Consider the following 12,588-nt stretch of genomic DNA (forward strand, 5'->3'; position numbering starts at 1 on the left):
CGGCCGCCACCAGCGCGGCGGCCGCATCGGCCGAACCGCCTGCCATCCCCCCGGCGACAGGGATACCCTTCGCGATCGTCACGTCGACGTCCGCGCCGACGCCGTGGCGTTCCGCGAGGGCGCGCACCGCACGCGCCGCCAGGTTGGTCGCATCAGCGGGCACGTCGGCCGCGCCCTCGCCTCCCACGGCGACGGCCCCTGCACCCGCCCGCAGTGTCACGTCGTCGTGCAGGGACAGGGACTGGAAGACCGTGGTGAGTTCGTGGTACCCGTCGGCCCGCAGGTCGCCGACAGCCAGGTGGAGGTTCACCTTGGCGTATGCGCGAGCGCTCACGGGCTCGGGGACGACGGACAACACGTGAGCAGCCTACTTGGACCTTTGCGACATGGAAGACTGGCGTCGTGCTCGACGCTTCCGCCCGCCTGCTCCAGCTGCTGTCCCTACTCCAGGTGCGGCGCGAGTGGTCGTCGGCCGACCTCGCCGGACGGCTCGACGTCACCGAGCGGACCGTGCGGCGCGATGTGGAGAAACTGCGCACTCTCGGCTATCCCGTGGATGCGACGCGCGGCGTCGGCGGCGGGTACCGGCTCGGGCGCGGCGCCGAGATGCCGCCGCTCCTGCTCGACGATGCCGAGGCTCTCGCCGTGGCCGTCGCGCTACAGTCCGGCGCGGCGGTCGCGGGCCTAGACGAGGCTTCGGCCAGTGCACTCGCGAAGCTGCGTCAGGTCATGCCGTCGCGGATCCGCCACCGCCTCGACGCGGTGCGCTTCTTCACGCCGGAGCGCCCCGACGACGGTGTCGACGCCGACGTGCTGCGGGCCGTGGGCGGCGCGTGCCGCGCACACGAGCGACTGCGCTTCGACTACATCCGCAACGACGGTGCCGAGGGCCGCCGCGAGTGCGAGCCGCATGCGGTGGTACGTCTCGGGAGGCGTTGGTACCTGGTTGGTTTCGACATAGCACGCGACGACTGGCGCACCTACCGCATCGATCGCATGCGGCCCGTGGTGCCGACGGGGCCGGGTTTCACGCCCCGCGAGCTGCCCGGCGGCTCCGGGGCCGCGGCGCACGTGCAGCGCTCCGTCGACCGGGCGTATCGGCAGGCGGCAGCGCGGATCGAGATCCTCGCACCGCTGGACGAGGTTGCCGAGATGGTCGACGACCGTTGGGGCGCAGTGGAATCCGGTGGCCCCGACTCATGCGTGGTGACGGTATGGTCGGCATCTGTCGAGCGGATCGCTCATGCGCTGTGCTACTTCGGCCTGCCGTTCCGCGTACTCGAACCCGATGAGCTGCGCGTCGCATGCCACCAGATCGGCCGCCGCTATCTCGCATCCTGAGCGGCCCGCGCGATCGCCGCGAAGCCGCCCACGTCGAGCTTCTCTCCGCGCTCCCGTGGATCTATGCCGGCCGCCGTGAGAATCTCCTCGGCGCGGGGCGCCGAACCCGCCCAGGGAGCCAGGGCGGCACGTAAGGTCTTGCGGCGCTGGGCGAATGCCGCGTCGATGACCGACCACAACGCGGCCCGATCGATATCGGCACGCTCGGCCGCGGGGCGCACGTCGATCCGCACCAGCCCGGACTCCACGTTGGGCTCCGGCCAGAAGACGTTGCGGCCCACCGTTCCGGCTTTCCGCACGTCGCCGTAGTAGGCCGCCTTCACCGAGGGCACACCGTATACGCGTGATCCCGGGCCGGCGGCGAGACGGTCTGCCACCTCCAGCTGCACCATTACGAGAACGGTACGGAGGGTGGGGATCTCGGCCAGCAGGTGCAGGAGAACCGGCACGGCCACGTTGTACGGCAGGTTGGCCACGAGCACCGTCGGGCTCCCGGCGGCGGCGACCTCACCCGCCGTCACGGCGAGCGCGTCAGCCTCGATCACGGTGAGATTCGCCGCGAGGTCGGGCGCGCGGTGTTCCGCGGTGACCGGGAGCTGCCGCGCCAGGACGGGATCGATCTCGATCGCGGTCACGGAAGCAGCGATATCGAGCAGCGCGAGGGTCAACGACCCCAGCCCGGGCCCGACCTCGAGAGCGATGTCCTCGGGGCGTACTCCGGCCGCCGCGACGATCTTGCGGACGGTGTTGGCGTCGTGAACGAAGTTCTGCCCCAGCGTCTTCGTGGGCCGAACCGACAACTGCCCGGCCAGACCGCGGATATCCGCGGGGCCGAGCAGTCGTGCGGGTCGGGACTCGCCGATCAGGGCTCCGAGTTCCCGGACAGACCCAGCTTCGACGAGCAGGCCGGCCATGCGGTCCATCCCTGCGCGTGGAGGGTCTTACGGGCGATCTCGATCTGCTCGTCGCGGGTGGCGAGATCGGCGCGCGGCGCGTACTTGCCGCCGCCCCAGCGGAGCCAGGTGCCGTAGTCGAACTGGATGCCGCCGTAGAAACCGTTGCCGGAGTTGATAGCCCAGTTGCCGGTGGACTCGCACTGCGCGAGCTGGTCCCAGACGGACCCCGAGGCGACCGAGGGTGCACCGGCCGCGGTGCCGACCGCGAGGACGCCGGGGGTGCCCTTGTCGGTGACGTTCGAGGAGAGCTTCTTGCGCGAGACCACGTCTCCGTTGCGGGTGGTGACCTCGTAGCGGACCTGCTGCGAACCGGGCTTACCGGGGTTCGTCAGGTTCGTCTTGCCCTTCTGCAGCTTCGGGTCGTCGACGCGCTTCGGCGGGGCCGTGTACTTCTCGGTCGCCGTGACGATCGAGGTACGCAGGCGCGTGACCGTGATGGTCATGTTCGCCTTGATCGGCGAGTTGGCGGCCGGGGTGACGGTGTCCTTCTGCTGCAGCGGCACGCCCATCTTGGCGAGGTACTCGCTGACGGTGCGGCCCGCCGCGTCGGCCTTGACGGTCTTGCCGCCGTCCACGAGCTTGACGGGCTGCGGGGTGACGACCGAGACGGCGCCCCCCTGCGTGGGCACAGGCGCGGTGCCGGGCAGCGAGGTGAAGTTGCGCGCGTCGCCGAGGCCGTTCTGTGCCAATGCACCCTCGACGTTCAGGGATGTCGTGGTGAGGTGACGGACCTTGCCGTCCACGTTGACCGTCAGCGGCCGGGCGTGGTTGACGGTGATGGTGCCGCCCTTGATGCTCGCACCGGCTTCGGGGCTCACCAGGTCGCCCCTGCCGGCGGACACGCCGGCGGCCGAGAGGATGGAGCGTACGGAGGTGCTCATGGTGTCTACGGTGCGCGCCTTGCCGTCCACGATGACCGTGACCGTCTGGTAGAGCGCGATCGCGATGCCGCCGCCGATCATCAGCAGGATCAGCAGCACGGCGAGGACGATACGAACGGTGCGGTTGTGCAGCGCGGCGAGGCGACGGGGCTTCACGGCTACGGGCGTCGCCTCGGCCTCGGTCTCGGCGGCCTCGGCCCGATGCTCGGCGGCGAGGGCGGCATCGCGCTCGGATTCGAGCTCGTGCACCTCGCCCTCGAGCCCGTGCACCTCGTCCTCGAGGTGGTGCAGCTCGGAGCGGAGCTCAGCGACCTCGCCTGCACCATCGGCGGACGCGGCCTCGTCGCCGGCGGAGCCGCCCGCGGCTCGCTCGGCGACCCGCTCGAGGTCGAATTCTGCGGTTCGCTCGGCCCCTACCGTGGGGGTTGCGAAGCGGTTCGAACGCTGCGTCTGGTGCACGTCCTGGTCGGCGTCGAGGGCGTCGAGTTCTGCCACGTCATTACTTCCCGGATCGGCTGCTCGGTAACCGGATGATCACCGCTTAAGTCACAGTACGGTAACGGGAAAGCGAGCTCTTGGCTACCCGTGACGGAAAGACGCAGGTCAGGACGTCACACCATACACTCGGCGGGCATTCTCCGTCGTAGCCGAAGCGAGATGTTCGGGTGTCATGCCGCGCAGGTCCGCAAGGAATCTGGCGGTGTACGGGACGCAATACGATTCATTGGGCGTGCCGCGGTAGGGATGAGGCGTCAGGAAGGGTGCGTCGGTCTCGACGAGGAGCTGCTCATCGGGCACCAGGCGCGCTGCCTCCTGCAGGTCCGTCGCATTATTGAACGTGACCGTGCCGGAGAAGCTGAGGACATACCCGCGGTCGACGCATTCACGCGCCATGGAGGCATCGCCGGAGAAGCAGTGGAAGATCACCACCTCGGGTGCGCCGAACCGGTCGAGGTCGGCGAGAACGTCCGCGTCCGCGTCGCGATTGTGGATCATCAGGGGCTTGCCGAGGCGTTTCGCGAGGTCGATGTGCCAACCGAACGACGTGTGCTGCTGCTCGGGCGTCGCCACGTCGTCCCGCTTGCCCAGCCAGTACCAGTCCAGGCCCGTCTCGCCGATCGCCACGCATCGCGGGTCCGCTGCGAGCGACTCCAGTTCTTCGGCGACGCCGTCGGCCTCGAGCTCGTGCGCCGACGTCGGATGCAGCGCCACCGCAGCCGACACCCGGGTGTCCCACCCCGCGGCATCGATCACGAACCGGGCCTCGCCGATGTCGCAGGCGACCGTCACGATCCGCGCGACGCCCACGGATGCCGCGCGATCGACGATCTCCCGCACCGCCTCGGGAGTCCGCGCGCCGCACGAATCCAAGTGCGTGTGCGCGTCCACGAGGCCCGGCAGCGGCTCCGGTAGCGGGGGCGGCGGCTTCCTCTTACCCATGTAGCCAGTGTTCCAAACCCGTTCACGCCGCCTCCCCTCGCCCGCCATCCACGCAGAGGACCTTGAGATGATGGAGACCCGCGACGACTTCTGCCCCGGTGCACCTGAGCATTCCGCCACCGTCGACGTTCTGCTGTCGGCCGTCCACCTGTCGGACCTGCACGTGTGCGACGCGCAGTCGCCCGCGCGGCTCGAGCTGCTGGACAGATTCGGGGATCCCGACGATCCGGCATACGACGCCGTCGGGCACGTCGGCTCGCACCGCCCGCAGGAGATCCTGACGACACAGGTGGCCACCGCCATGGTGCAGGCCGTCAACGCGATCGCCGCCGGTCCCGCGACGGGCGCGGCGCCGTCGATCGCACTGTCGACCGGCGACAACGTCGACAACGCTCAGCTCAACGAGTTGCAGTGGTATCTCGCAGTCCTCGACGGTGGCGAGGTCGCGCCGGACTCCGGCGATAGAGATCGGTTCGAAGGGGTCGCAGGGTCCGGCGACCCGCACTACTGGCAACCGGAGACCGGCGGCTGCCGGCCCACCTCGCTCTTCGGGCTCCCGACGGTGCCCGGCCTCCTCAGCGCCGCCCGGCGGCCGTTCCGTTCCCCGGGCCTGACGGTGCCGTGGCTGACGACGCATGGGAACCACGACAGGCTCGTGCAGGGCACGCTCGCGCTGCCCGACGGGCTCGGCGCGTTCGCGACGGGTCCACTCAAGCCGGTCGGCTTCCCATCGGACTGGACAGCGGGCGAACGCGTGGCGTTCGCCCTGGCACTGGGCGACCGGCGCCGAACGACAGGCGGCACCGGCTCGCCCCCGCTCGGCGATCTCAGGCGCCTGCGGTCCGTACAGGTGACGCCCGACCTCTCGCGCCGATTCGTCTCGCGCCGAGAGTTCATCGAGATGCACGGGGACGGCCACGGCTTCACGGCCGGCAACCGCGAGTCGGGGAACGCGTATTACGCGCATCCCCTGGACGGTGCCGACGAGATCGTCTTCCTGGTCCTCGACACCGTCAACCCGCACGGCTACTGGCAGGGCTCGATCGACCACGAGCAGTTCGACTGGCTGCGCGCAGAGCTGACCGCCGCCGACGATGCCGGGCGGTACGCCGTGGTCGCCTCGCACCATCCGGCGTCGGCGCTCACCAACGACCGCACATCGGACGAGCGCCGAGTCCTCGGCCCCGAAGTGCTGGCGGAGCTGACCGCGCACCCTTCCGCGGTGCTCTGGCTGAGTGGGCACACACACCGGCACGCCGTACAGGCACACCGCGGGCGCTTCCCGCTGTGGGAGGCCACGGCCGCGTCGCTGATCGACGCGCCGCAACAGGCGCGCACCGTCGAGGTCTCCCGCCGCGCCGACGGGCTGCTCGCGATCGACGTACGCGCGGTCGACCATCTCGGCGAAGCACCCTGGGGCGGTGGCACGGGTGATGTGCTCTCGCTCGCCGGCCTGTCTCGCGAGATCGCCGACCTCGACTGGCAGGAATCCGAGCCCCGACCGTCCGACGGCGAAGTGAACGCGACTCTGCTGCTGCCGGATCCGTTCGCGGGCTGACACGCCGCACGCGCACGGGTAGGTTCACGCGGTGACCGATTCCGCGCCACCCGCGATGCTCTGCCAGAAGGGACGACCGATGAGGAATGCCACGGCGGCGACATTGGCCTCGGTCGCGACGGCGGCGTTGCTCGCCGGCTGCTCCACCACCGTCACGGGGACGGCGACCGGCATCTCCGGGGCCGTGGGACATGGACCGGGAGCCTCGGCCGCGATACCGTCCGGCCTGCAGACCGGGAACTATCCGACGACGCCCCGCACGATCCCGGCCAACTCGAGCAACTCGGCCTGGGTGGCGGAGGGCAACCGGATGGGCGATGCGCTGATCCAGGTCAACGAGGTCGACCCACGCATGACCATCGGCGGGGCGGCCCTGCGTTCCTTCCCGGTACTCCGCGGCATGCAACTCAGTGAGCGCGTGCCCGACGACACGGCGTCGGCCTTCAGCAGCGCCTCGATGCGGGTCGGAATGACGACCACGCGCGGCGACCGCCTGGAGAACCCGACGGTCGCGGTGCGGATCGGCCTGTACCGCTTCGGCACCGACGCGGACGCGAAGAAGGCGGTCGACAGCATCAAGTCCGACAGCGCGGGCAAGCGGCAGATCCCCATCGCTTCGGCGCCGGGAGGCATCGCGACGGAGTTCAAGCCGGGCACCGTCGACAGCTATCTCGCGCGCGGACCCATCGTCATCAATGTGAGCGGTACCGGACCGACGACCGCCGCGGCGACCGGCTTCGTCGATAAGGCGTTCAAGCTGGAGATCCCCAAGCTGGACTCGTTCAAGCCGACTCCGGCGGCCGAGGTGAGCGGCCTACCGGCCGACGAGGACGGGATCATGTCCCGAACCCTGCCGTACGACTCCACCGAGGATCCGAATCCCGAACTGAGCCAGGGGTATCTGTCGTATACGGGACTACTGCACCGGATCCAGGACATCTCGACGGCCGATCGCTACCAGCGCGCGGGAGTCGACCTCGTCGGCCAGGCCGGTAGCGTCGTCTACCGCACCCGCGACGCGGGAGCCGCGAAGGACTTCGCGAAGGGCTTCTATTCCTCGGACAAGTACTCCCCGGCATCGGTACCGAAGCAGCCCGCCATGAGGTGCGCCCGTGAGACGAGCGCGTCCAGCAGCTACGTCTGCGTGGTCGTGGTGCAGCGATACGTGGCGACCGTGCTCGCCGATTCGCTGCCGGACGCGCAGAAGAAGGCCGCCGCCCAGTGGGTGATCCTCACGAAGGCGGGTTGACCGGGCGCCGTCGGGCAAACCCTCGTTAACCATCGGGCAAGCGCGCCCGCGCAGGATGCCCGACATGAGAAGAAGCCTCGGCCTCCCGGCCCTCATCCTGTCCGTCGCCGCTGCGACGGCCCTCGCCGCCTGCAGCACCGAGACCGCAGGCACCGCCACAGGATCGTCCGGCCACAAGTCCGGCTCCACCGCCTCGATCCCTGCGGGCCTCGACACCGGCTCCTACCCGACGACACCGCGTGCGATCCCGGCTTTCAGCAGTGACCAGGCCTGGGTCGCCGAGGGCAACCGGATGGGTGATGCACTGATCCAGGTGAACGAGATCGACTCTCGCATGACGCTGGGCGGCGCCGGGCTGCGTTCCTTCCCAGTGCTTTCCGGGATACAGCTCAGCAGCCGTGTCCCCGACGACACGTCCCTCGTCTTCGAGGCCAACGGGATGAAGGTCGGAATGACGACCACCCGCGGCGATTCGATGGACTCGCCGACGGTCGCGACCCGGATCGGGCTCTATCGGTTTCCGACCGACGCCGCCGCGCAGAAAGCCGTCACCCAGATCCGCGCAAAAGTGTCCGGTAAGGAGCAGGTCTCGATTTCCAGCGCCCCGGGGGCGGTCGCCACGGAGTTCAAACCAGGCACCGTAGACAGCTATCTGGCGCAGGGGCCGATCGTCGTCAACGTCAGCGGTACCGGTCCGACCACGTCGGACGCCGCCGGGTTCGTGACCAAGGCATACCAGCTCGAGATACCCCGGCTGAAATCGTTCACGCCGACTCCGGTCGCCGAGGTGACCAAGCTGCCGTCGGACAGGGACGGGATCATGTCGCGGATCCTCGGATTGAAGCAGTCGTCGTCCACATCCGTCGGAACGGAGCTGGCCACCGGCTACCTCTCGCAGACCGGCCTGTTCCACCGCATCAAAGACATCTCCAAGAAGGGGATCTACGTCACGGCGGGCGTCGACCTGGTCGGTCAATCCGACGGCGTCGTCTACCGCACCCGCGACGCCGGTGCCGCGAAGCAGTTCCTCACCGACCTGTACGCCATCGGCGACAAGAAGCCGGCCGACGCCGCTCCGGGCGTCCCCGGCATGAAATGCGTCCGCGACTACGACGCGACTCTGCTTCGATGCGGTGTCGCGGTGGGCCGCTACGTCGCCGACCTGACCGCGAGTTCGATCGGGGATGCACGCCAGAAGGCCTCCGCCGAGTACGCACTGCTGACCGAGGCGGGGTGAGTCCGACACGCTTTCCGGCGCGTCGTCGAGGTGCGGAACCTGGATTCGTGGCGGAGGTATTGCCTAGGGCCTTCCGGGCTCCACCGATAAGCTGGCCCCCATCATGGGCTCAGACAAGACCTTCTACATCACGACGGCGATCGCATACCCCAACGGTGCGCCGCATATCGGGCACGCCTACGAGTACATCGCGACGGACACCATCGCACGATTCAAGCGCCTCGACGGGTTCGACGTCTTCTACCTGACCGGGACCGACGAGCACGGCCTGAAGATGCAGCAGACCGCGGCGAAGGAGGGCATCGAGACCAAGGCTCTCGCGGATCGCAACGCCGCCGCCTTCGAGGCGATGCAGCGCGCGGTCGGCGCCACGTTCGACCGGTTCATCCGCACCACCGATCTCGACCACTACGCCGCCTCGCAGGCGATCTGGAAGAAGATGGCCGCGCGCGGCGACATCTACCTGGACACGTTCGCGGGCTGGTACTCGGTACGCGACGAGGCCTACTACGCCGAGAACGAGACGACGCTCCTCGAGGACGGCACCCGGGCAGCCATCGCGACCGGAACGCCGGTCGAGTGGACCGAGGAGGCCTCCTACTTCTTCCGCCTCTCCGCCTACCAGGACAGACTGCTGAAGCTGTTCGAGGAGAACCCCGGCTACCTGGAGCCGGCGACCCGCCGCAACGAGGTCGTCAGCTTCATCAAGAGCGGTCTCAAGGACCTGTCGATCAGCCGCACCACGTTCGACTGGGGCGTACCGGTACCCGGCGACGACGACCACGTGATGTACGTCTGGGTCGACGCACTCACCAACTACCTGACCGGCGCCGGCTACCCTGACACCGAGTCGGAGCGCTTCGGCAGATATTGGCCGCCGAACCTGCAGATGATCGGCAAGGACATCATCCGCTTCCACGCGGTCTACTGGCCCGCGTTCCTCATGAGTGCGGGCATCGAGCTGCCCGAGCGCGTGTTCGCCCACGGCTTCCTGTTCAACAGGGGCGAGAAGATGAGCAAGTCGGTCGGCAACGTCGTCGACCCCTACGCGCTCATCGAGGCCTACGGCCTCGACGCTGTGCGCTACTTCCTGCTGCGGGAGGTGAGTTTCGGCCAGGACGGCAGCTACAGCCACGAGGCGATCGTCGGCCGCATCAACGCGGACCTCGCCAACGAGCTGGGCAACCTGGCGCAGCGCTCGCTGTCGATGATCAACAAGAACTGCCACGGCACGGTCCCGGAGCCGGGCGAGTTCACGCCCGACGACGACGCCCTGCTCGCCAAGGCCTCGGGCCTCATCGACACCGTGCGCGGACACATCGACGAGCAGGCCCTGCACCTCTACCTCGAGGCGGTCTGGGAGGTGCTCGCCGATACGAACCGGTACTTCTCCGCGCAGGAACCGTGGAAGCTCAAGGCCAGCGACCCGAAGCGGATGGCGACGGTGCTGTACGTGACCGCCGAGGTGGTGCGCAAGGTCGCCCTGCTGGTTCAGCCGGTGATGCCGACGTCGGCCGAAGAACTGCTCACCCTGCTCGAACAGCCCGAGGAGGCCCGTACGTTCGCCGAACTCGCCGACGCGCTCGTACCGGGGACGCCGCTGCCGAAACCGCAGGGCGTGTTCCCCCGGTATGTCGAGCCCGAGTAGCCCCCGCCGGTCGCGGAGGGAGCGGGTCGCACGTCACCGCTGGGTCACCTGCGGCGGGATCGGGTCGATCGGGTGCACCGGGCCCTGCGGGCCGGACACGTAGCGGACGTCGGCGTGACCCTGCGGGTCTGCGTTGGGCTCGTCGCCGGCGATCCACCGGAACCGCACGGTCACCTGATCGGGGGCGGCACTGTCCACGACTGTCGTGAACCCCGTGCGCGGCGTCGCCACCGAGGAGTACTTCATGTGGTCGAAGAACAGCACCTGCGTCGGCGAGCTGCCGGTCGAGCCCTGCGGGAAGACCTGGATCCAGTTGAGGGTGCAGTCCTTCGACGCCCCGTGTGCCGTGACCACCCAGGCGCGATCCGGAAACGCGCGCGGCAGGCTGTTCACGGCATCGGCGACCCGGTCGGACGGAAGCTGAGGACAGCTCGACGGCGTCGCCGTGGCGGTGGCGGGCAGTGCCGCGACACCCGCGGCGACCAGCGCGGGGGCGAGCAGGGCGGATCGGATTCGCATGTTCGGCTCCTTTGCTTCTTCTATCGATGTCTCCTGATACATCGATAGAGGAAGCGGTCGCTGTTACCCGTCATCGCAGACGGTGCTTCTGGATCTTCCCCGTCGCCGTCTTCGGGAGGGCCGGGACGAATACGACCTTCTTGGGCACCTTGAAACCGGCGAGCCGCCCGCGGGCGAACTCGCGGATGTCCTCGGCAAGAGCGTCGTCGCCCTCCCCGACGGCTACGACGATCGCGGTCACGGCCTCGCCCCACCGCTCGTCCGGTAGGCCGACGACGGCGGCCTCGCCGACCCGGTCGTGCGCGAGGAGCACACGCTCGACCTCGACCGAGGAGACGTTCTCACCGCCCGATTTCACGATGTCCTTGGCGCGGTCGGTGAACCACACGACTCCGTCCTCATCGAGGTAGCCGATGTCGCCGCCATGGAACCAGCCGCCGGCGAACGCGGCCGTGTTGGCATCCCTGTTGTTCCAATAGCCTTCCATGAGTTGCGGTGTGCGGTAGACGATCTCGCCCTCCTGGCCGGCACCGAGCAGGCGGCCGTCACTGCCCATGATCGCGATGTCGGTGGTGGGCACGGCCGGGCCCCACGAGTCGTCCTTGACGCCCTGATGGCCGGGCCACTGCATCTCGGACACGGGGGTGGTCTCCGTCTGCCCGGATCCCAGGATGATCGCGGCGTTCGGGAACCGCTCGCGCAGCGCCGTCAGCAGGCTGGCGGGCATGGGCGCCATCGCGTAGAAGCCTGTCCGCAGCGAATCGGTGTCGGCATGTTCCAGGCCCGGCTCCCTCAGGATCGCGGCCCACATCATCGGCAGCAGAGCGATATTCGTGACAGCATGTGTCGCGAAGACCCCGACCACCTCGGCGGCGTCGAAACCGCGGAGCAGCACTGCGGTGCCTCCGACGACGAGGGTCGGCAGCAGCACCACGTCCAGCGCTGTCACGTGGAAGAGCGGCAGCACGATCGGCTGGACGGGCGGCACGACGTCGGGCCGCAGCCCGGCGGTGACGGCCGTCGTGAGCACGCCGATCTGCACGGCGACGTGGCTGGTGACGACACCCTTGGGACGAGACGTCGTACCCGACGTGTACAGACAGTGCAGTACATCCCGATCCTCCACCACGACCTCGACCGGGCTCGTCTCCGCGCCTGCGAGGTCACCGAAGGCGACCGTGTCGAGACCCCCCACCGGCTCGTTGCCGCCGACCCGGTACACGGCGCGTACCGCGGCGTGCGGTGCACTATCGAGGGCGGCTTCGAGGACCGGCACGAAGCCGTCCTCGGTGAACACCGCGGTCACGCCGGAATCCGTGAGCTGATAGGCGATATCGTCCGCAGAGAGAGCGAGGTTGATAGGCATCGCCACGACCCCGAGCTTGGCGCATGCGAAGAAGGCCACCGCGAACTCCCAGCGATTCTGGAGTTGCAGCGCGACGGCGTCGCCGCGCTCATGACCGCGCGCCGCCATCCCGCGGGCGATCGCGTTCGAGCGTGCCTCCAGCTCCGAATAGCTCAGTGCCACACCTCCGTCGACGATCGCGATCCGATCTCCGAACTGGTGCGCGGCGCGAGTCGGCAGGTCACCGATGCACACGCGGTGGGTGAGATTCGCTACGAGTGGGTCGACGCCACTCAGATCGGGACGCATTCCGGGCACGTTGGGGCCTCCTAGAGATTCCGCCGGGAACGCAAACACTAGGTGCCGATCGACGCGCGGGGTGCCCGATCGGCCCGATTCGGCGCGTGTGGAACG

Annotated in this window: 10 protein-coding genes and 1 pseudogene; 5 read left to right on the top strand and 6 right to left on the bottom strand. The window is 68.9% G+C overall.

The window, feature by feature from the left end; genetic code table 11:
* Positions 1-358, bottom strand: a pseudogene (locus P0W64_RS17485) (4-(cytidine 5'-diphospho)-2-C-methyl-D-erythritol kinase); the annotation flags it as partial.
* A gap of 44 nt (positions 359-402) precedes the next feature.
* Here P0W64_RS17485 and P0W64_RS17490 point away from each other — a divergent pair.
* Positions 403-1,341, top strand: coding sequence for a WYL domain-containing protein (locus P0W64_RS17490; RefSeq protein WP_275481445.1), 939 nt, complete (start codon positions 403-405; stop codon positions 1,339-1,341).
* Here the strand turns inward: P0W64_RS17490 and rsmA are convergent.
* The 3 genes from rsmA to P0W64_RS17505 form a co-directional block, all read right to left on the bottom strand.
* Positions 1,326-2,255 carry a 16S rRNA (adenine(1518)-N(6)/adenine(1519)-N(6))-dimethyltransferase RsmA gene (gene rsmA, locus P0W64_RS17495; protein ID WP_275481446.1) on the bottom strand — a complete coding sequence of 310 codons (930 nt, stop codon included), beginning with the start codon at positions 2,253-2,255 and terminating at the stop codon, positions 1,326-1,328. The genes P0W64_RS17490 and rsmA overlap by 16 nt on opposite strands.
* Entirely contained in the window at positions 2,204-3,673 is a 1,470-nt protein-coding gene (locus P0W64_RS17500) for a resuscitation-promoting factor (RefSeq protein WP_275481447.1), read from the bottom strand. Before P0W64_RS17500 ends, rsmA begins: the two co-directional genes overlap by 52 nt.
* Positions 3,674-3,781: 108 nt before the next feature.
* Positions 3,782-4,618 carry a TatD family hydrolase gene (locus P0W64_RS17505; protein ID WP_275481448.1) on the bottom strand — a complete coding sequence of 279 codons (837 nt, stop codon included), beginning with the start codon at positions 4,616-4,618 and terminating at the stop codon, positions 3,782-3,784.
* Positions 4,619-4,685: 67 nt separating this feature from the next.
* Here P0W64_RS17505 and P0W64_RS17510 point away from each other — a divergent pair, with 67 nt between their 5' ends.
* From P0W64_RS17510 to metG, 4 genes are all read left to right on the top strand, one after another.
* On the top strand, positions 4,686-6,176 hold the full coding sequence (locus P0W64_RS17510; protein ID WP_275481449.1) for a TIGR03767 family metallophosphoesterase: 1,491 nt from the start codon (positions 4,686-4,688) through the stop codon (positions 6,174-6,176).
* Between the two features lie 79 nt (positions 6,177-6,255).
* Positions 6,256-7,425, top strand: coding sequence for a hypothetical protein (locus P0W64_RS17515; RefSeq protein ID WP_275481450.1), 1,170 nt, complete (start codon positions 6,256-6,258; stop codon positions 7,423-7,425).
* Between the two features lie 64 nt (positions 7,426-7,489).
* The gene (locus P0W64_RS17520) at positions 7,490-8,662 is read left to right on the top strand and encodes a hypothetical protein (protein ID WP_275481451.1); all 1,173 of its coding nucleotides are present in this window, start codon (positions 7,490-7,492) and stop codon (positions 8,660-8,662) included.
* Positions 8,663-8,765: 103 nt separating this feature from the next.
* Positions 8,766-10,310 carry a methionine--tRNA ligase gene (gene metG / locus P0W64_RS17525; protein ID WP_275481452.1) on the top strand — a complete coding sequence of 515 codons (1,545 nt, stop codon included), beginning with the start codon at positions 8,766-8,768 and terminating at the stop codon, positions 10,308-10,310.
* Between the two features lie 33 nt (positions 10,311-10,343).
* On the opposite strand, the gene P0W64_RS17530 is transcribed toward metG, so the two are convergent.
* Positions 10,344-10,829: an LppP/LprE family lipoprotein gene (locus P0W64_RS17530; protein ID WP_275481453.1), complete on the bottom strand. Its 486-nt coding sequence runs from the start codon at positions 10,827-10,829 to the stop codon at positions 10,344-10,346.
* A 70-nt stretch (positions 10,830-10,899) separates the two neighbouring features.
* Positions 10,900-12,483, bottom strand: a complete 1,584-nt coding sequence (locus P0W64_RS17535) for an AMP-binding protein (protein WP_275481499.1) — start codon at positions 12,481-12,483, stop codon at positions 10,900-10,902.
* Between the last annotated feature and the right edge of the window lie 105 nt (positions 12,484-12,588).

The sequence above is a fragment of the Tsukamurella sp. 8F genome (genome assembly GCF_029167375.1).
In the GTDB taxonomy this organism is placed as follows: domain Bacteria; phylum Actinomycetota; class Actinomycetes; order Mycobacteriales; family Mycobacteriaceae; genus Tsukamurella.

What these genes read in the sequence shown, in the direction of transcription:
- P0W64_RS17505 (WP_275481448.1), bottom strand. Translation starts at nt 4,618, where the DNA reads ATGGGTAAGAGGAAGCCGCCGCCCCCGCTACCGGAGCCGCTGCCGGGC.
- metG (WP_275481452.1), top strand. Translation starts at nt 8,766, where the DNA reads ATGGGCTCAGACAAGACCTTCTACATCACGACGGCGATCGCATACCCC.
- P0W64_RS17515 (WP_275481450.1), top strand. Translation starts at nt 6,256, where the DNA reads ATGAGGAATGCCACGGCGGCGACATTGGCCTCGGTCGCGACGGCGGCG.
- P0W64_RS17530 (WP_275481453.1), bottom strand. Translation starts at nt 10,829, where the DNA reads ATGCGAATCCGATCCGCCCTGCTCGCCCCCGCGCTGGTCGCCGCGGGT.
- P0W64_RS17510 (WP_275481449.1), top strand. Translation starts at nt 4,686, where the DNA reads ATGATGGAGACCCGCGACGACTTCTGCCCCGGTGCACCTGAGCATTCC.
- P0W64_RS17535 (WP_275481499.1), bottom strand. Translation starts at nt 12,483, where the DNA reads ATGCGTCCCGATCTGAGTGGCGTCGACCCACTCGTAGCGAATCTCACC.
- P0W64_RS17520 (WP_275481451.1), top strand. Translation starts at nt 7,490, where the DNA reads ATGAGAAGAAGCCTCGGCCTCCCGGCCCTCATCCTGTCCGTCGCCGCT.
- rsmA (WP_275481446.1), bottom strand. Translation starts at nt 2,255, where the DNA reads ATGGCCGGCCTGCTCGTCGAAGCTGGGTCTGTCCGGGAACTCGGAGCC.